Raw genomic sequence first — 18671 nt, forward strand, 5'->3', positions numbered from 1 at the left:
CGAGATCTGCGTGATGAAAGGATTGGTTATTGGTTTAGCTGGAATGATGATGTGCTTCTGCGTGCAGGCAAGCATAGTGATGACCGGCAACCGGATAATCTATCCGGCAGACAGCCGGGAAGTCAGTGTGCAATTAACTAATCGCGGCGACGTTCCTGGTGTCGTTCAGGTTTGGCTTGATGATGGCGATGCACAATCAGTACCACAAACTGCGGCCGCTCCTTTTGTCACCACGCCACCGGTCTTTCGGATGGCGGCCCACGCGGGGCAAACTGTGCGGCTGCGTTACATCGGCAAACCCGTTGCACAGGACAGGGAATCGCTATGGTGGTTTAACTTCATTCAGATCCCGCCCATAAATAAGGATGCGCAAAACGATAACCAGCTTCTGGTGCTGGTACGTAGTCGCGTAAAAGTATTGGTCAGACCCAAAGGGCTGGTGGGTTCGCCGCTGGAAATGGCGAACACCAGCCGGGTTTGGCTGCAGAATGGCAAGCTGCATTTACGCAATAACAGTGGTTTCTATCTTGCGCTCTCGTCACTTGACGTCAGCGGTGCGGGAAAAAAACAGCGCATTCAGAGCGAAACGATCGCACCGTGGGCGACAATGTCGTGGCCTGCAAAAATTTCGCAAGTGAATGACGCGCAAATGCGCTGGATTAACGATCAGGGAGCCTCATTAAGCGGGCGCGTGGCATTGGAGAAACAGGACAATGTCCGAAACTAATCCACGCTGGTGGTGGTTTTTTTTGCCAGCAGCTATGCCTGTTTTTGCCAGCAATTACACCTTTGACGAAACATTGTTGCTTGGGAGTGGTTACGAAAAAAGCCTGGCAATGCTCAACGATCCGGATGCGGTGGTCGCGGGACGTTATAGCGTGGATATCTGGCTCAATGGACGGTATGTAGGGAGGGATGATGTGTTGTTTCGCCAGAATACAGCAGGGCGTACCGAACCCTGTCTTCCGGCGAAATTCTGGGATGAACAGGGCGTAACAGCAGCGTCGGAACAAGCGCAGGATTGCTTCGCCCCTGAAGCTCGGATCAGCGGTGGACGCTGGGATTTTGACCAGAGCTTATTGCGTCTGAATCTCAGCGTTCCTCAGGCGGCATTAAAACGTACCCCCATGGATTATGTACCGCCGTCGCAGTGGCAAAGCGGCGAGAGCGTGTTGTTCAGTAACTACAATCTGCACGCCTATCACAATAAAAATAACGGTCAGCAAAGTGATTTTGGTTGGCTGGGACTGAGCAGCGGCTTCAACATGGGGAGTTGGCAATTTCGCCAACAGTCGTCTGCCAACTGGCGGCGCGATGGCGATCGTGAAAGCCAACGTTGGGATGCGCTGCAAACCTGGCTTCAACACCCTGTCGCATCTCTGGAAAGTTTACTGACGGTAGGCGAAAGCTACACCTCGGGAAATCTGCTTGGCAGCATGGCGTTTACAGGTGTCAAACTGGAAACCGATCAACGAATGTGGCCACAGTCGCGACGCGGCTACGCCCCAGAAATTCGTGGTACGGCATCTACACCTTCACGCGTTGTGGTTAAGCAGAATGGTCGAACGCTTTACGAAACCAGCGTACCACAAGGCCCTTTTGTACTCGATGATTTGCCGAATACAGCCTGGGACGGTGATTTACAAGTTGAAATCACCGGCGCCGATAACAAAAAGAGTAGCTATACCGTGCCATATGCCAGCGTACCTTTATCACTGCGTCCCGGCGTCTGGCGCTACGGTCTGGTGGCAGGTAAGACCCGGGATTACAGCGCGGCCGATGGTCTGTTTACCGATTTCACGCTGGAGCGCGGGATGACGAATCTCCTGACCGCTAATGGCGCTTTGCGGATCGGCGACGACTATCAGGCACTGCTGATGGGAGGCGTTCTGGCAACGTCGATGGGCGCTTTTGGTGTCGATGTTACCGGTTCGCGGGCCCGGATTGCTTCTCAAACCATGAGTGGCTGGCGGCTGCAAACCAACTGGAGCAAAACGTTCACCCCGACAGGAACTCACGTCGCGCTGGCGGGTTATCGCTATTCCACAGAAGGGTATCGTGACTACGGTGACGTTCTGGGTGAGCGAAGCGTCAGCGGAAGCAATACGCAATGGCGCTCGGATACGCTGCGTCAAAAAAACCAGTTTACCGTTACTGTGAACCAAACGTTGAGCAGCTACGGAAACCTATGGCTGTCGGGATCAATGATGGATTACTACAGTGACCGTGGCAGCAGCACTCAGTTGCAGGCTGGGTATAACACCACCTTTGGACGAATGACGTTAGGTATGTCATTCAGCCGACAGGACACCTGGTGGCGTAACGGCGACCGTTCACAAGTGCAAAAAGAAAACATGGCAACGCTTACCGTCTCAATGCCTTTGGGTATAGGCGAACGTGAGCATACGCTGGCGCTGTCGGCGAGTCAGGCTCAACAGGCTGGGCGCAATGCGCAGTTGGCATTGTCTGGTGCGCTTGATCAGGATGAAACCCTTAATTACGCGCTGTCTACTGGCTGGCAACAGGGGCAAGGTGAGTCAAACAGCGTGACCGACTGGGGTGGTTCACTGCAAAAAAATACGGCTTTCGGCACGCTAAACGGCAGCGTTTCACAGTCACAAAACTATCAGCAATGGTCTGCAGGGGTACGCGGGGCGCTTGTTGTACATCGCCATGGCATTGTTGCCGGCCCGTGGGTTGGCGACACATTTGCCCTGGTGGAAGCGCCAGGCGCTGCGGGAGCCAGAGTCGGGGGCGGCCAGGGTGCAACTGTGAACAGTGGGGGTTATGCGCTGGTCCCCTCATTGACACCTTATCGCTTTAACAATGTGACTCTCGACGGTAGCGGAATGAACACCAACGCAGAGCTCCAGGAGAGTCAACGGCGCATTGCGCCAATGGCGGGGGCCGCAGTAAAACTGCGTTTTGCAACGCTCTCTGGCTATCCGTTACTCATCACTGTGAAGAGTGACGTGACGTTACCGATGGGAGCGGCTGTGACCGACGGTCGAGGTCGTGTAGTCGGGATGGTTGCCCAGGCGAACCAGGTATATGCCCGCGTTGAAGAAGAAGAGGGACTATTGATGCTGGAAAGCAGTGATTGTTCGTTGCCGTGGAAACTTAACCAACAACAACGTACAGAACCGTTAATTGCATTAACGGTAGCTTGCGTAACAAAAGGGCGCTCATGAGACTATTTTTTCTGGTTCTGGCGCTGTTTTCTTGTCAGATACAGGCCGCCTGTGAATACATTATTTATCCATATAAATCAGGAAGTAGTGGCGCACAAGGTACGCACAGGCTTAGTGCAAGTACGGACGGCATTGCCAATGACTGGCGCTCCGGCGGCGGCAACGATGCCTGGAACGGGCTATTGCCGGGATTGAGTAAGTCTGTCGATATCACCAGTAATAGCAGTTTTCAGCCGGCAGGGACGATCCTGACCTCCAGCGGCGGGATCCCTTTTACCACTTATGCCCATAAAAGCGGCGGTTACGATCCTGAGCAGGTATTTTTCCGTTGTACACCGGACACCGCCGGACAACTCTATGAAGCCTGGTCAACTAACGGCGATGACACCGTGGCTGGCTGGTATGAAGCAACGGATGTACCAGGCGCGTATCTGACCATCATGAAAAATGTCGCATTACGCTTGACGCACGATGCGACAGGCAGCGTCTTTACCGACAGCTGGCAGCAACGCCCACTGGAAAACCTGGATCTTGATACCAATGGCAACTTCCTGATTAAGGCCAAGAACTTCTCGACGATAAGCGCCGAGTTGATTAAAACGCTGGATACACGCTACTACGCCAACCAGGCGCAGTCTGCTACTTACAATAGTTATGTGAATCCCAATGCTTACGTGGTTTTTCGTGGGCCCGGTACAACTTCGTGGGGTATCAAGATAGGTCAGCCACACCGTGGAGGAAATTGGGCTGGCTGGGCGAATGACTGGCCGTCAGTGATTAGCCTGTACAATAACGGGATCTTCGTCAAACGTGCAGCAATGTGTCAGGTTACCGATTTTACGCCCGTTGTGCATCTGCCGCCAATTTCCGTGGCTCAGCTCAAGCAGGGGGAGTATTCATCAGCGCCCTTCCAGATAGGATTTGCCTGCGAATCAACGGTGGTTTCCGGTGTGGCGACCGGGAAGAGCAATGTCGCAATGGGGCTGCTTGCACCGGAAAGCAGCGTCAACAGCGCCTGGGGTTTTAATTTGATTACTGGTAAAACCGTAACCTGGCTATTAGATACGCAATATGGCGCTCCCGGGCGGGCTCGCGGCGTTGGCGTGCGTGTTTACCGTGCGGGTAATCCGGTGAATTTTATGGCGGTATCAACTGTCGGCAGCGGTAGCGAAGGCGGCTGGATGCCAGTCATTGGCAGCAATACGCAGCAAAATGGCAGCCAGGATGGCATCAATTACTACAGCGAAAGCTTCGAAGCTCGTCTGGCAAGTTTTGGTGCAGATACGTTAACGGCGGGGGGCTACCAGTCACATGTACAAGTTTTATTGCGTATTCAGTAGCCTCTGGATGCTGGCATTTGGCCTACATGCGGCGGTTAACATCAGTACTACTCGGGTCATTTTCAACCACGGAGAGACTCAACGCTCGGTGATGTTAGTCAACGATGGTAATTATCCCGTGGTGGTTCAAAGTTGGGTAGATGACGGCACGCCAGAGAAGGGGCCATCACAGGCCAGTTCGCCTTTTATCGTGCTTCCCCCGGTACTAAAAATTCTCCCCGGTGAACAACGCGAGATAAAGGTGATGACGACTGGGGCGGGGCTTGCCAACGATTACGAGTCGTTATTCTGGCTCAACGTGTACCAGGTTCCAGCGGAGTTGAAAAATAGCTCAGCTGGTGAAAAAGTGCGCTTAACGTTAAGAAATCAGCTAAAAGTCCTATGGAGACCGAAAAATACAGGCGTGTTGACTGAAAAAAGCATCAATCTTCTGAGTTTTCACCATGAAAACGGGGGGATTTACGCTGTTAATCAGAGTTCCTGGAACATATCTCTGGCTAATGTAGCTTCAGGAGACTATTCCATAACTGGAATAGTGGTTTCACCGCGTTCCCGGCAGGTAATTTTTAAGTCAGCACCTCCTGAAATGCTGAATAATAAGATAAACTTTACTGTGATTAACGATGAAGGAAATCGTTGGGGATTTTCAACTGTCGTAAATTAACGCTGGCAGTACTCGCTCCAGCTAAATTGACAAAAATCCATATTCAGGGAACATAATGGCACACGTGTTTTTGCTTAACAGTACCGTTGTATTCTGGCCAGAGCGGAACGTACTCTACGCGAAATCGGATGAGACCAAACGTATAACATTAAGCAATCCGGCAACCCGTTGTTTACTATTATTAATTCAACAACAGGGGCAGGTTATTGAACGTGATTATTTCTTTGAGCATGTCTGGTATATTAACGGTGCGCAGGTCACCAATAATACGTTCTATCAGAATATTTCCTTGCTTCGTCGCGCGTTTAAAGAACTTAGCCTGAATGAAGAACTTATCGTAACCGTACCGAAAGTCGGGATCCGCCTGGAGCCACAACTGGAAGTGCTGGAACAGAAGATTGAAGAACCGCTTAGCGAGCTCTCTGTCACGCCATCGGTAACGTCGGTAAATACAGTGACAAAATCACTGCGTATGCGCTCACTGTGCTGGATTCTGGCGGGTGTTGTGTGCTGCGTTATAGCCGCAATAGTGACCTGGGAGGCACAGTTTGATCCCAAACTCAGTCGTTATGTGTCTTTAGGCGTAGGGGAGGGATGCCACTGGTACGCCAATCAGGATGTGCTTAAATTTGATCAGCACCAGCAGTTTATCAAAACAAGTACGCTGGATTGTCAAAGCTATCCCTGGATTTATCTCACGCTGTATCCTAATTTCCCGCGGATCTCCGCATTAACTTGTCGAAAGCAATTTAGCCGCTGGCAGGATAATGATTGTGTGACCCATTATTATTTCGCGGAGTCCAGACATGTGGGGACGTAATATAAAATGGTGTGTTGGCATCATCTTAGCAGTAGCGTTAACAATTGCTGTCACGATGACGTTACAAAACTGGCAGCGGTCACATTTTGATTGCTCCGGAGAATTAGTAATGGAGTATCCAGATATTCGTGGTGATATTTCAGTCAGGTACGTTTTTAATGGCAGCAATGGGGTGGCTATTTTACGCGGAAAAATCACTGATAATAACGGTGAAAAGCTGGCGGTAAATCAAAATGTCTGGTTTACCTTTACTCGCAAGGATGATGATTACTTTATGGAGTCCGGAAATGTCGCTTCAAGTTCCGGTGGCACTAACATTCATCCATTGTTAGCGAGAACGTTGCCAGATTTTTTCCTTAAACCCAAAGAACCATTTTATTTCAGCATATTGCGACTCAATAGCAGTACATGGCAGTTCTATACCAGCCGTTCGCCGTCGGTGTTTTGTCAGCGTTAAACCGTTGAGATTGCACTCTGTATAGCGTTTGCATACAGAGTGCTTGTGCTCAAAGCATCTCAACTGCAGGAGCGAACTTTGTTGCTCAGACCTTCATGATTGGTTATTCGACAGAGAAATCAGAAGGGGCGAAGACTGAACAGGTCCATGGGGTTAGAAGCCTAATACAGTTCAGATCCAATTTAACATAATATACATTATGCGCACTGACGTGGAATGAGGAAGAATCTAAGATTCTTTGGTCATCCTTCTTGTGCTGGTTACATATGGTGTTGAAGTAACAGGATCATTAATTTTAATTACTTCCCGCTTTCAGGCGGCGCTGCAGGTGCTGTGTACCAGTCCTCTTTGGCCACCATCACGCTGCTCTCAGGTTGCAGCACAAAGTTTGGAGACATGATCTGTACATTGAACTCATTGAAGACGTCCTGAATATTACTGTGCAGTTCGTTACGCGCATCAGCCAGCGGCACCTCCGGCAGTAAACATACCTGCAGTTCATATGCAATGTACCAGTCCATCAGACTCAACTGACGCACCAACGGCGGCTGAGAAAGATCGATTCCTTTCGCCCGTTTGGCCGCTAACTCCAACATTGCGTGCACTTGCCGCCACGGTGTGTCATAGCCAATGGTGACGCCAATTGTCAGGTTGACGCCGCCGTTTGCGCTTTGCGCTTTGCGCTTTGCGCACTTAGATTAGTAATTTTCCCGCTGACGACAACTGCATTTGGCACCGTGACTACATAGTTTTCACGGGTGATGATTTTAGTCGCAAGCATGCCAATTTCACTGACCAAACCTTCGTTATCGGCCACCCGAATCATATCTCCTTTACGTAGCGCTCGTGAGTAGATCAAAACCAACCCGCTCATCGCATGATTCATCACCCCGGCCGAACCAAGCGTGAGCATCAGACCAAAGAAAACACTAATGCCTTTAAACGCAAGTGAATTGGCCCCAGGTAAAAACGGATAGGCAGCTGATAACGCAAAGAGCCAAACTACCACCGAAATCAGCTTACGGGTCGCGCCGACTGTATCTGGATGGATCCCCGGCAATTGTAAACGCCCCGCTTCTACTTGGTTGAGCACAGCTTTAAGTAGTTTCAATATTACTACGGTGATAACGAAAATGATTAGCACGATCATTAACCCAGGAAGAGCCGAGACAATCGACAATGCTATATCGCGCACCACTCGAACAAACCAATCACCCAATGACTCTCCCCAAACGCGCGTCCAGGGAAACAGACTAAAGGTCCAGCTGAGCCAGACATACAGTGAGACGATACCCAAGAGGATCATCAATGCTGCAAACAGGCGTGTTTCGATAGCACCGACAAGCCTACGCCACCGCGGAGAGATCCAGCTTCGATTCTCAAAATACGCCGGCGATAAACACGTTTTACCCAGCGCCAGGAACGGTATGAACCGTACCAAAACAGTATCAGTCCCGTCAGTCCTGCTACTGTTTTCACCACCGAAAGCGCCAGCCAGGCACTATTATACTGCTCATTCAATGCCGAACGCTGCTGTTCCATGCGTGCCAACACGCGCTGCGCTGCCTGATCGAGTGTCAGATCATCACCCTCATCAAGATCGCCTGCAGTCAGCAACAGCACCGGCTTGTGATTCATTACGATAAGCCTTCCCGACTGGTTATAGCGGGTGACTGACTCGATTTGTAGAGGCTCACGCACATCGGCTTCGGTGAAATTGCGTAATGTATTGCGGATGCGTAGCACCCGCTCTTCCGGTGTAGTAAGGCCAAATTTTGCCTGTAACATGACAATCGGTTGGTGGAATATATAGACCGTGCGGGCACGTTCTTTCTCGTTCGGCTCCTGACGAGGTTCCGCTGCATTTGCGTTAAAAACCAAAGATGAGAGAAAACACGTTAAAAAAGCGAGCGTAATCCTGTTCATATTCACCACCGGAAATATGAGAATTCTCGTTATTATTCAAAAAGCCAAAGCAAGACGGAGCATCGTTTTAGCATAGACCAGCCTTTCACTTACGCAATAAAGGCACGAATATCGATGACATAGTGGTCGCAGTGGCCTGATTAACACTAACTTGTGCTGAATGATGCTATGCTTCAGAACGCACAATTTAAATCATCAGACAATGCCTAACAAAAACGACAAGATCATCCTGCGCTTTGTGTGCTTACTACTCTTTACCTGTACGCTAACGGGTTGCATATTGACACGCGTTTCCGACAGCGCACATGCCAAAGAGGTCGACAGTTTGAATGTTGTTGGTCTGAGTCTGGATGCCGCAAGAAAAAGAGCAACCGAAAAAGGTTTTGAATGCAGCGAATATAGCAACCTGAATACGGTTGTAACTGACGATGGTGAACATCGATGGCTGCAAACTGAGTGCAGCAAGAAGAGCGCAGAGATGTTTTGTCCGCAAATGCGTTTTGTGGTGCTTAATATCGATCCTAAAACGAATACCGTCATTGAGGTGGGTAAATACATCGATCAACACACATGCTTTTAAAGACTAACAGGTATCTGCACTAATAATCTGGTTAATTATCGACAAAGACGATACAGGACATGTTGTGCTAACCGATGATCTGACGGCAGCGCGGGATGAACAAACTCTTCTGCTTTATTCATACCAAGTCGTATCATCAGTTTCTCTGACGGTGTGTTCAGCACTGAAGTGAATGAAACCACCTCACTTAACGCCAGCTCTTCGAAAGCAAACGTCAGGCATGCTTCGGCGGCTTCCAATGCCACTCCCTGGTGCCAGTATGCTTTAGCAAGACGCCAGCCTATTTCAGTACAGGGTGAAAAATGAAATTTATCAGGTTGTGGATGCAACCCCACACAGCCCACAAACTGGTGTGTTTCTTTTAACTCTACGGCCCAAAATCCCCAGCCGCGCGCTGCAATACCTTCACTAAACCTATCGACCAGGTTATCGCTTTCAGCCTTCTGTAGCGGTGCCGGGAAAAAGCGCATCACGTCAGAATCGGCATTGAGTGCAGCAAAAGGGGCTCGGTCTTTAGCTTCCCACTGTCGTAATATCAACCTTGGTGTTTCCAGCATATTCCTGCCCTTATCATTCATTTTCGTATAATCTTCTAAAATAAGTGGATCATCGGCAAGGGTTTATATCGTCCTTTTCCGACTTTTCCTCTCATACTGGAGATTTATACATGGCCGACTGGAACCCTTCGCTTTATCTGCAATATGAAACTGAACGTTCAAGACCCGCAGCGGAATTACTCAGCCGTGTGGCGTTAGCAAATGTCCGCTCAGTTGTTGATCTTGGTTGTGGCCCTGGTAACAGTACGGCATTGCTGCATCAGCGCTGGCCCACGGCAAAGACAACAGGAGTCGATTCCTCTCCTGCTATGCTGAATGAAGCGCGCAACACGTTACCTGACTGTCATTTTATCGAAGCGGATATTAGCCTGTTTCACCCCGAGCATCCCGTGGATCTGCTTTATGCAAATGCGTCGTTACAGTGGGTACCCGATCACTATGAATTATTCCCGCACCTGGTCTCACAACTGAGTCACAATGGCGTTCTGGCCGTGCAAATGCCAGATAACTGGCTGGAGCCAACGCATGTATTGATGCGCGAAGTAGCTTATGAACAAGATTACCCAGACCGTGGCCGTGCTCCGCTTCCTGGCGTTCACGCCTACTATGATATTTTGACCGAAGCAGGTTGTGATGTAGATATCTGGCGTACAACGTATTATCACATTATGGATTCGCATCAGGCAATTATCGACTGGGTAAGCTCAACGGGCTTGCGCCCCTGGTTGCAGGATTTGAGCGAAAGCGAGCAACGTCATTACCTGGCGCGCTACCATGAACTGCTCCAGGAACAATATCCGTTGCAGGAGAACGGCAAAATTTTACTGGCATTTCCACGATTATTTATTGTTGCCAGACGCAATAGTTAAGCGTTTATCATCTGGCAGATCACAGGAATAAACTATCAGCCATGCGTACCCTCGCCTTTTTATCATTAGGATCTAGTGGCTATGTCTGGCTTCTGCTAGTGTCTTGCAACATGTTTCTGACGGGGGGTTGTTATGTCTAAAGTCTACATTGGTGGGTGTCTGTGTGGCTCGATCCGTTTCACAGCCAGCAGTCCTAATAATTCCCATACCTGCTCCTGCGATATATGCCGGAAACATACGGGCGCCCCTACCGTCGTCTGGATTGAGTTTGATGCAGAAAATGTAGAATGGACGGGAAAAGCCGGAAAACCGACAACCTGGCGCTCATCAGAAACGACCAGTCGGGCCTTTTGTCCTCAGTGCGGCAGTTCCGTGGGCGCTATCGATGACGCCCCGGTCATTGCGCTTTTAGCCGGTGCTTTTGACGATCCTAACGATGAAGACCTTGCACCGGAGTTTCATTCGTTTTCCGATATGCAGCCCGCGTGGTGGCAAAACGAACGTCGCTAAGTGAGTTGATAGTGCTTATCCGGCATATGTTTTGCTGGCACATTTGTTTCATCATTCATTTGCAGTAAATCGATTTCGATTGCATTGCAAATCGCATCCAGCGGCAGGTCATTGTTCTCAGTACCAAACGGATCTTCAAGTTCTTCCGCAAGCGTATCGAGCGAGATAAAAGTATAGGAAATAAGCACTGAAATAAACGGTGTCATGTAGTGCAGATCCACCACCAGGGCGAATGGCAGCATGATACAGAACAGGTACACCGTGCGATGAAGGATCAAAGTATAAGCAAACGGGACCGGAGTATTCGCAATCCGCTCGCAACCTGCCAATACTGCCGACATATCATTTAATCTGTTGTTTAAACTATGAAATAATATATCGGACAGCTGCCCATCACGTCTGCGCACGGCCAACCACTCCCCCATCAGCAACAAAATACGGTTTGCCGGGGATTGTGCGGCAAATACCGTTTGCAAATCTTTCTCGCTAAGATATTTCGCTAACGGCTTCGCCTGTGGGTTTCGACGTAACGTCATGCGTAAACAGTGAGCAAATGCAATTTGCAGACGCACAAACTGTCCCAGTTCTGCATCGTCAGGTAACGTGGTTTTTACCTCACGCAGAAGCGATCGGGAAGCAATCATCAACTGCCCCCACAGGTGTCGGGCTTCAACGTAACGTGAGTAGCAGGCGTTATTGCGAAAACCTAAAAAGATCGCTATCGCCACGCCGAGAATGCTGAACGGCGCAAGGGTAAACTTAATGCCCAGCATCGTATACCAGGGCAACATGATAATAACGGCGATGGAAAGCAGGAAGTTCAGCAGCAGACGTGAAAAAATCTTGGATAATACGGAACCGTGCCAGACGAATATCAGGCGCATCCAGTGTTGTTGGGGACGAACGATCATGGTTATCTTCGGGAAAATGTGAAATCCGTCACATTAGACGCGATAGCGATCAATGTTGCAAGTTAATCGCAACATTATCCAAACAACTTTTGCCCTGCTTAAAACGAAGCCGCACGGAAGTCACAGACTGGGTTTATGACATAAATAACACAGTATGTTGTAACTAACTTATATCCAGAAAAAACCCGGCCTGAGCCGGGTTGTCGGTAGTCGTTTTAGCACAGTGGCTTAACGGCTTCCCGCATACCTTTTGCCAGAATGGTATCCAGATCGGTAGAAACCTGTTCCACCAGTCCAGAAACTTGTGTCAGGTCTTGCTCCCAGTGTTCTTTAACACCCAGTACAGATTTGACCAACGCTTCGGTGCTTATCTGGCGATCGCGATGCTGGGACCACAGCTGTTGAAAACGTTCTATCCAGTGCGCATCATCCTGAACCGGATAAGACTCACCGTGACGCTCTCCACGATAGAAAGCAATCAATGCGGCAAGCGCAAACGTCAAACGCGCTGGCAGTTTACCGCTGGCCTGTTGCCCTGCCAGCAGTTGCGGCAATATACGGGTGCGGAATTTGGTCATGCCATTCAGGGCAATAGACAACAGCTGATGTTTTATATAGGGGTTGCAGAATCGACCGGTTACCGCGCTGGCAAAAGACGCCAGCTCATCACGAGGTAAATCCAGTACCGGAATGATCTCTTCATAAATAGCTTTTTCAACGAAGGCGCAAATTTCTGCGTCATTCATCGCCTCGCCTACGGTGTCCAACCCTGCCTGCCAGGCAACAGGAACCAGCGCAGTGTGAGCACCGTTGAGAATCGCCACTTTGCGCTCTTTGTACGGTTTGATGTCATCCACAATCAGGACATTCAGCGGATACTTATCCAGACGTAGTTCTGCGGCTAATGACTTCGGCCCCTGAATGACAAACAGATAGAAATGTTCTGCCGTGTCGAGGAACGCATCATGATAGCCCAGTTCAGCTTCGAGCTTAGCTACCTCATCACGCGGATAGCCGGTAACAATACGGTCCACCAGCGTAGAGCAAAATGCATTGGCCTGATCCAGCCACTGAATAAACGCTTCCGGCAGCGTCCATTCCTGAGCGTAGCGCAGAACCAGTTCACGCAGCGCATCACCGTTATAATCAATCAGTTCGCAAGGGATGATAATCCAGCCTTTATCCAATGCGCCGTTAAAATAGCCGAAGCGTTCGAACAGCAGACGCGTCAGTTTAGCCGGATAACTTACCGCTGGCGCGTCGTCAAACTTATCGCCCGCGTGGTAACTGATACCTGCTTCCGTGGTGTTAGAGAACACAAAACGCATATCAGGATTATGTGCCAGCTTCAGGAACTCATCGTATTCGCTATAGACGCTGATTTCACGGTTAACTGAACGAATTAGACGAGCATCGCTGACAGCCTCGCCCTTCTCATTCAAACCACGAATGATAGTAGTATAGAGGCCATCCTGCGTACTCAGCGATGGCGGGAAGGTACTTTCGATAGGACGAACAATGACCACACCAGCGTTCAGATCGGTATGTTCGTTCAGCAGATCAACCTGCCAGTCTACAAAGGCGCGCAGGAAGTTTCCTTCACCAAACTGAATAATGCGTTCAGGATACTGAGCACCGGGGAAATCGCGACGATTTAGTGTTTGCACAATGGGTTCCCTTTATGATTAGTCATACAACCTGATTGAATTGGTCCAATAGGTTAGCAAACTTTAATACATTGAAACCCTGTTTTGATCAATCCCCGGCGACAAATTAGAGCGTTTTATAGAAAAGTGTGGTCCCGGTCAGCGTCCCATCGGGCATTTGGGCATAGTCAGGTATCACCCCTACCTTTTTCCACCCGCAATTGTGGTAGAACAACTCCGCGCCACTGCCCGTCGCCGTATCAAGCACCAGCAGCGTTTTACCTTGTTGACGCGCGCAACTTTCCAGTTCGTTCATCAATTCACGAGCCAGGCCACCGCGTCGCGCTGAGGGGTGAACCAGCAGTTTGGCAACATCAGCACGATGAGGTTGATTTTCAGGTTGATCGATAATGAGTTGGACGGTACCGACAAGCGCCCCCTGCGCGTTTTGCGTACCAAGAACGATCCGTTCTCCGCGAGAAACACTTTGCGCGACGTTCATCCAGAAAGGCTCTGATTTTTCGCGATTAAAGGGCAGCATAAAACTGATGGAGGCACCGTCATTGACGCACCGTTCAAGAACATCGCTGAGCTCGTCGATTCGCGACAGAATCTGTGCCGCGCTCAGCACAAAGCAGGGTTTACCGGAAGCCATGGTTTCTCCTTAGATTGACCCCTTCATACTGCTTTTAACAATTACACAACACAAGGGGTCATATCATAGGATAATGTTATCTATGGCTTGTTCATCTGAAGTACTAACCAGTGATAAATAACCGTGACAACGTAACGTTTTTGTTCATCGTTTAGCGCTACGCCCTTAGGTATATCATGCCATTTCGCCAGACACCCTCGACAGCACGTTGCCGTAGCATGTTGAGCGATAAATACCGGGTGACCACGCATGGGAGTCTGTTTACCATCATTGGCGGGAAACGCAGGTGCCAGTCGTTTAGCAATAAAATCCGCAGCATGTTGTTCGATAACCGGCGCCCCTTTATCCAGACAATACTGCCTTTCTTTCTGACCAAGACGAAACCGCGAGCGAAACGTTGATTTCGCCAGCCGGGCAAAAAGAGGATCGAGCGTATTCATCAGTAAACCGAACGCCCCAGCTGTTGTGTTAATTGCTCCAGCACGGCGATACCGGCCAGTGAATTTCCCGCCGGGTCCAGTTCCGGACTCCAGACAGCAATCGCCATCTCGTGAGGCACGATCGCCACGATGCCGCCACCCACACCAGATTTCGCCGGAAGCCCGACCCGCCAGGCAAACTCCCCTGCGTTCTGATACATGCCGCTGGTCGCCATTAGCGCATTGATCTGCCTGGCCTGCATCGGCGTCACCACGGGTTCCGCAAGATGAAAGGCATGCCCTTGATTTGCCAAAAAGACAAAGGTTCGCGCCAACTCCACACAGCTCATTTTTAGCGCGCAGTAGTGAAAGTAATTTTGCAAAACGGTGGTCACGTCATGGTGAAAATTGCCGAAGGATTTCATCAGCCAGGCAATTGCGGCATTACGCGCCGAGTGTTCAAACTCTGATCGCGCGACCGTCGCATCATAAGCGATATCCGAAACACCGCTTAACGCACGTACCACTTCCAGCATCCGTTGACGCGGTGCGCTTAGACGCCCTTGCAACATATCGCAAACCACCAGCGCCCCGGCGTTAATAAAGGGATTGCGAGGGATACCCTGCTCCATTTCCAGCTGCACCAGGGAGTTAAAAGGATGGCCAGAAGGATCTTTGCCGACACGCTGCCAAATCTCCTCTTCCTGATAGTGACGCATTGCCACGACCAGGCTGAGCACCTTTGAAATCGACTGAATAGAAAAACGTTCTTGCGCATCTCCCGCCTGATAGTGCTGTCCATCAACGGTACAGATAGCAATACCCAGTTTTGAACCGTCGACAGAGGCTAATGCCGGAATATAATCAGCGACTTTACCCTGACCAATCAGCGGACGAACCTGCTGCACAATGGTCTCTAAAATTGAATTGTCCATGGCCCTGGCCACAACATGCTCCTTGCTCGCAGGTATGAAAGGCCTGCGAGTATAACAGAGCTGAATACGCAGCGTCAGGCCGGAAGGCGGAATCTGGCCACGGCCTGCATAAGCTGGCGGGATTCATGGTGTAGCTGCAAGGAAGAGTCAGATGCAGCATTCACCAGTTCGCTGGTTTGCCGGGCTTCGCCGTTCAGGACATGCAGCTTTCGAGTCAACTGGTGAATATTGTTCCCTTGATTTAAGGTTGCAGTCGAAATGTCGTTCAGCAACGCGCCAAGATTCTCAACCAGTGCGATAACCTGCTGCAAATTCTTATCCAGCCCGTTAACCGCGTGAAAGCCCACTTCAATGCCCTGTAACGAGTGTTTAATCAGTGTCTGAATGTTTTGCGTAGACTGACCGCTTTTTCGCGCCAGCAGCCCAACTTCTTTCGCAACCACGGCAAACCCGCGCCCTTGCTCCCCGGCATGTGCTGCCTCGATTGCCGCGTTAAGAGCCAGGATATTTGTCTGAAATGCAATATTATCGATAAGCGTTGTAATACCTCGCATTTCAGACGAACGTGTCACAATCGCCTGCATTGACGTATTTACCGTCGCCATCATTCGGTCCCCGCCTGCCGCAACATCTCGCGCCTGCACAGCGCGTTGATTCGCCAGTTCAGCAAAGCCACTGTTATCCTCAACATGCATTTCCAGCAACGAAATATGCGATGTCACGCTGCTTAACTCTTCACTTTGTTTCGCCGACTGCTGATATAGCTGTTTATTGTTCTGCGCAAGTTCGTTGATATTTCCTACCATTGCAGTGGTGGCGTCGTTTACCTGCTGCACCAGCGCGCAGAGACCTTGCTGCATTGCAGCAATACGCGAACTTAATTGCGTCACTTCCCGATTAAACTGACTCACCTGCGGGGCCGGGCGAGACAGGTCACCCGCTGCTAAAATATCGATATGATCGATCAGCCGTCGCAGTGGCATAATCACCCAACGGGACATACTACGCCAGACCAGAAAGGCGATAACCACCAGCACGAGAGGAATAAACAAAAATAGATTCTGTAAACGCTCAAGACTGGTCAACAGCTGCTGACGCCCAGCTTCCGCATGTCGCCCACTGTTCTGCTGAAAGCGCGCGTAATTAGCGTTAAAGTCCGTCTGAAAGGCCTGCACGGGTACGGCAAAAAAAGCATCAATGGAACCTGACTGCATCAGCCCATCCGCCTGCTCCTGAATACCGCTATAAAAACGCTGATAGCTCTCCGTTAGATCCGGATCCGGCTGCGGTTTCATATCCCGCCAGGCATCCCATGCACTTTTTGACTGCGCCAGCGCCCGGTACGCCTCTTCCATTAACGGATGCCAACTCCCGTCCGAACCGGTGGCGGCATCCTGCATAAAATAAACTCCCGCACGGTTAATTAAATCGCTGGCAGATAATAACGCCACCCGCGCTTCATCAACCTTCGCCTGCTGTATAAGCGCGAGTTGATTACGTCCTTCATTATGCTGTGCGCCGCTGACTGAGGCCGAAAGCATTAAGGAGGACGCGACCTGCAAAACAGAGAACAGCGCAATAATGCAAAAAATGCCGGTTAACAGACCAAACTGACGGGGAATAAGACGACGGAAAATTTGCGTTATGTTCATATTACTCTTCTGTATCAAAGCGTTAGACGCGAGTGTACGGAGAGTAAATGACAGAAAAATTGCAGAAATAAGACAGGTGCCTCCAGCGGAGACACCTACACCATCAAAGGCGGTTTTTCCAGACGGTCTGCACGTTACAAAACTCATGCAGACCAAAGTGCGAAAGCTCTCGGCCAAAACCACTTTTCTTCACACCGCCAAAGGCAACGCGGGCATCGCTGGCACTGTAACCATTGATGAATACGCCACCACACTCCAGGCGCGACGCCATCTTCTGCGCCAGCACTTCATCCGCAGTAAACACCGTGGCAGATAAGCCGAAATCACTGTCATTCGCCAGCGCTAAGGCATGTTCCGCATTCTTCGCCACAGTAATTGCCGCAACCGGACCAAACAGCTCCTGGCGGAACGCCGTCATCTCTGGAGTAACATCGCCCAGTACCGTCACGGCATAGTAATTACCATGTCCCGCAATTTTTTCCCCGCCGAGAAGTAACCGCGCCCCTTCGGCAAGGGTGGCTTCAACCTGCTGGTGCAGCTCTTCACGCAGATCAAATCGCGCCATCGGCCCCAGATCGTTTTCTTCGTTCAGCGGATCGCCCATTTTGAGCGCGCTCGCAGCGGCCACAAAGCGTGAAGTAAATTCTGCCGCTATCCCTTCTTCGATAATAAAGCGTTTGGCTGCCGCACAAACCTGCCCGGTGTTCTGATAACGCCCGGTGACCGCCGCCTTAACGGCCAGATCGAGGTCTGCATCATTAAGGACAATAAACGGATCGGAGCCCCCCAGTTCAAGAACGCATTTTTTCAACGCGGCCCCCGCCTGGGCGCCAATCGCCGCACCAGCACGAACACTACCCGTCACCGTTACCGCCGTGATACGCGGGTCATTGATCATCTGACTGACCCCTGCGTTATCGGCATTCACCCAACCATAAACCCCCGCGGGTACACTCGCATCAGCGAAAACCTGCGCAATAATTGCAGCACAGCCGGTTACGTTAGGCGCATGCTTTAACAGGTAACCATTTCCGGCCAACAGAATCGGGACGGCACCTCGCATTACCTGCCAGAGTGGGAAGTTCCACGGCATGATCGCCAGAATAGTTCCTACCGGACGATACTCAATCACCGCCTGGTTGTTCTCCACCAGCGTGGGTTCCGGACTGAGCATCGCCGGTCCATGCTCGGCGTACCAGTCACACAACGCAGCTGACTTAGCGACTTCAGCACGCGCCTGCTTAATGGGTTTACCCATTTCACGTGAGATACACTGCGCCATCTCTTCCGCACGATGGCGCAGAGCTTGCCCAATATGGCGCAGCATTTGCGCACGGTGCTCAACGGAAGTGTGTTTCCATTCGCTATAGCCATTCGCTGCAAGGTTCAGCGCATGATCAATCTCTTCCACGCTGGCCCACGGCGTCGCCGTCAGTCTTTCACCGCTGGTAGGGTCAATGGAAATCGCATGTGTTGCTGCTGTGATAGTCATTAAGTGCCTCTCTTTATCGCAGGGTATGGTTATATCATGAGCATATT

General features: G+C 50.5%; 17 protein-coding genes and 1 pseudogene. 9 read left to right on the plus strand and 9 right to left on the minus strand.

Translation table 11 applies throughout. The features are described 5' to 3' along the window. The first annotated feature begins 13 nt into the window (after positions 1 to 13). The 6 genes from GFB57_RS16280 to GFB57_RS16305 are packed head-to-tail and all read left to right on the plus strand — an operon-like array spanning position 14 to position 6472. Positions 14 to 727, plus strand: a complete 714-nt coding sequence (locus GFB57_RS16280) for a molecular chaperone (protein WP_230472374.1) — start codon at positions 14 to 16, stop codon at positions 725 to 727. Then, positions 714 to 3191 (plus strand): fimbria/pilus outer membrane usher protein, encoded by a 2478-nt coding sequence (locus GFB57_RS16285; RefSeq protein ID WP_003019940.1) that lies wholly within the window; start codon positions 714 to 716, stop codon positions 3189 to 3191. Before GFB57_RS16280 ends, GFB57_RS16285 begins: the two co-directional genes overlap by 14 nt. Beyond that, positions 3188 to 4531, plus strand: coding sequence for a fimbrial protein (locus GFB57_RS16290; protein WP_003019937.1), 1344 nt, complete (start codon positions 3188 to 3190; stop codon positions 4529 to 4531). Before GFB57_RS16285 ends, GFB57_RS16290 begins: the two co-directional genes overlap by 4 nt. A gap of 7 nt (positions 4532 to 4538) precedes the next feature. Continuing rightward, a complete protein-coding gene (locus GFB57_RS16295) occupies positions 4539 to 5195 on the plus strand; it encodes a molecular chaperone (protein ID WP_003019933.1) in 657 nt (218 codons plus the stop codon). A 55-nt stretch (positions 5196 to 5250) separates the two neighbouring features. Continuing rightward, complete coding sequence (locus GFB57_RS16300) at positions 5251 to 6015, plus strand: winged helix-turn-helix domain-containing protein (RefSeq protein WP_003019930.1); 765 nt, start codon at positions 5251 to 5253, stop codon at positions 6013 to 6015. Further along, positions 6002 to 6472, plus strand: a complete 471-nt coding sequence (locus GFB57_RS16305) for a hypothetical protein (protein WP_016150237.1) — start codon at positions 6002 to 6004, stop codon at positions 6470 to 6472. The genes GFB57_RS16300 and GFB57_RS16305 overlap by 14 nt, the downstream gene beginning before the upstream one ends. 299 nt (positions 6473 to 6771) lie before the next feature. Here the strand turns inward: GFB57_RS16305 and GFB57_RS16310 are convergent. After that, a pseudogene (locus GFB57_RS16310) lies at positions 6772 to 8398 on the minus strand (mechanosensitive ion channel domain-containing protein). Positions 8399 to 8678: 280 nt separating this feature from the next. Here GFB57_RS16310 and GFB57_RS16315 point away from each other — a divergent pair. Next, entirely contained in the window at positions 8679 to 8978 is a 300-nt protein-coding gene (locus tag GFB57_RS16315) for a hypothetical protein (RefSeq protein WP_003032444.1), read from the plus strand. A 35-nt stretch (positions 8979 to 9013) separates the two neighbouring features. On the opposite strand, the gene GFB57_RS16320 is transcribed toward GFB57_RS16315, so the two are convergent. Continuing rightward, positions 9014 to 9535, minus strand: coding sequence for a GNAT family N-acetyltransferase (locus GFB57_RS16320; RefSeq protein ID WP_003032443.1), 522 nt, complete (start codon positions 9533 to 9535; stop codon positions 9014 to 9016). A 110-nt stretch (positions 9536 to 9645) separates the two neighbouring features. Between GFB57_RS16320 and tam the strand changes: the two genes are divergently transcribed. Both tam and GFB57_RS16330 read left to right on the plus strand, forming a co-directional pair. Next, positions 9646 to 10404 (plus strand): trans-aconitate 2-methyltransferase, encoded by a 759-nt coding sequence (tam, locus tag GFB57_RS16325; RefSeq protein WP_003032442.1) that lies wholly within the window; start codon positions 9646 to 9648, stop codon positions 10402 to 10404. Positions 10405 to 10536: 132 nt separating this feature from the next. Further along, the gene (locus tag GFB57_RS16330) at positions 10537 to 10914 is read left to right on the plus strand and encodes a GFA family protein (protein ID WP_003032441.1); all 378 of its coding nucleotides are present in this window, start codon (positions 10537 to 10539) and stop codon (positions 10912 to 10914) included. Here GFB57_RS16330 and GFB57_RS16335 read toward each other — a convergent pair. The 7 genes from GFB57_RS16335 to sad form a co-directional block, all read right to left on the minus strand. Then, on the minus strand, positions 10911 to 11825 hold the full coding sequence (locus tag GFB57_RS16335; protein ID WP_003032440.1) for a bestrophin family protein: 915 nt from the start codon (positions 11823 to 11825) through the stop codon (positions 10911 to 10913). The genes GFB57_RS16330 and GFB57_RS16335 overlap by 4 nt on opposite strands. Before the next feature lie 215 nt (positions 11826 to 12040). Beyond that, positions 12041 to 13492 carry a tagaturonate reductase gene (locus tag GFB57_RS16340; RefSeq protein ID WP_003032439.1) on the minus strand — a complete coding sequence of 484 codons (1452 nt, stop codon included), beginning with the start codon at positions 13490 to 13492 and terminating at the stop codon, positions 12041 to 12043. A gap of 106 nt (positions 13493 to 13598) precedes the next feature. Then, positions 13599 to 14126 (minus strand): GNAT family N-acetyltransferase, encoded by a 528-nt coding sequence (locus GFB57_RS16345; RefSeq protein ID WP_003032438.1) that lies wholly within the window; start codon positions 14124 to 14126, stop codon positions 13599 to 13601. An 80-nt stretch (positions 14127 to 14206) separates the two neighbouring features. Beyond that, the gene (locus GFB57_RS16350) at positions 14207 to 14566 is read right to left on the minus strand and encodes a DUF4186 domain-containing protein (RefSeq protein ID WP_003032437.1); all 360 of its coding nucleotides are present in this window, start codon (positions 14564 to 14566) and stop codon (positions 14207 to 14209) included. After that, positions 14566 to 15492 carry a glutaminase B gene (glsB, locus tag GFB57_RS16355; RefSeq protein WP_003032436.1) on the minus strand — a complete coding sequence of 309 codons (927 nt, stop codon included), beginning with the start codon at positions 15490 to 15492 and terminating at the stop codon, positions 14566 to 14568. Before glsB ends, GFB57_RS16350 begins: the two co-directional genes overlap by 1 nt. Before the next feature lie 62 nt (positions 15493 to 15554). Then, a complete protein-coding gene (locus GFB57_RS16360) occupies positions 15555 to 17132 on the minus strand; it encodes a methyl-accepting chemotaxis protein (protein ID WP_003032435.1) in 1578 nt (525 codons plus the stop codon). Positions 17133 to 17235: 103 nt separating this feature from the next. Continuing rightward, positions 17236 to 18624, minus strand: a complete 1389-nt coding sequence (gene sad, locus GFB57_RS16365) for a succinate-semialdehyde dehydrogenase (protein ID WP_003032433.1) — start codon at positions 18622 to 18624, stop codon at positions 17236 to 17238. Between the last annotated feature and the right edge of the window lie 47 nt (positions 18625 to 18671).

This window comes from Citrobacter sp. S39 (genome assembly GCF_009495675.1).
Classification (GTDB): Bacteria; Pseudomonadota; Gammaproteobacteria; order Enterobacterales; family Enterobacteriaceae; genus Citrobacter; species Citrobacter freundii.

Excerpts from the sequence above, each read along its gene's own strand:
- GFB57_RS16280 (WP_230472374.1), top strand. The coding sequence starts at position 14 with ATGAAAGGATTGGTTATTGGTTTAGCTGGAATGATGATGTGCTTCTGC.
- GFB57_RS16320 (WP_003032443.1), bottom strand. The coding sequence starts at position 9,535 with ATGCTGGAAACACCAAGGTTGATATTACGACAGTGGGAAGCTAAAGAC.
- sad (WP_003032433.1), bottom strand. The coding sequence starts at position 18,624 with ATGACTATCACAGCAGCAACACATGCGATTTCCATTGACCCTACCAGC.
- GFB57_RS16350 (WP_003032437.1), bottom strand. The coding sequence starts at position 14,566 with ATGAATACGCTCGATCCTCTTTTTGCCCGGCTGGCGAAATCAACGTTT.
- GFB57_RS16305 (WP_016150237.1), top strand. The coding sequence starts at position 6,002 with ATGTGGGGACGTAATATAAAATGGTGTGTTGGCATCATCTTAGCAGTA.
- GFB57_RS16335 (WP_003032440.1), bottom strand. The coding sequence starts at position 11,825 with ATGATCGTTCGTCCCCAACAACACTGGATGCGCCTGATATTCGTCTGG.
- GFB57_RS16330 (WP_003032441.1), top strand. The coding sequence starts at position 10,537 with ATGTCTAAAGTCTACATTGGTGGGTGTCTGTGTGGCTCGATCCGTTTC.
- GFB57_RS16360 (WP_003032435.1), bottom strand. The coding sequence starts at position 17,132 with ATGAACATAACGCAAATTTTCCGTCGTCTTATTCCCCGTCAGTTTGGT.
- tam (WP_003032442.1), top strand. The coding sequence starts at position 9,646 with ATGGCCGACTGGAACCCTTCGCTTTATCTGCAATATGAAACTGAACGT.
- GFB57_RS16300 (WP_003019930.1), top strand. The coding sequence starts at position 5,251 with ATGGCACACGTGTTTTTGCTTAACAGTACCGTTGTATTCTGGCCAGAG.
- GFB57_RS16295 (WP_003019933.1), top strand. The coding sequence starts at position 4,539 with ATGCTGGCATTTGGCCTACATGCGGCGGTTAACATCAGTACTACTCGG.
- GFB57_RS16345 (WP_003032438.1), bottom strand. The coding sequence starts at position 14,126 with ATGGCTTCCGGTAAACCCTGCTTTGTGCTGAGCGCGGCACAGATTCTG.
- GFB57_RS16285 (WP_003019940.1), top strand. The coding sequence starts at position 714 with ATGTCCGAAACTAATCCACGCTGGTGGTGGTTTTTTTTGCCAGCAGCT.
- GFB57_RS16290 (WP_003019937.1), top strand. The coding sequence starts at position 3,188 with ATGAGACTATTTTTTCTGGTTCTGGCGCTGTTTTCTTGTCAGATACAG.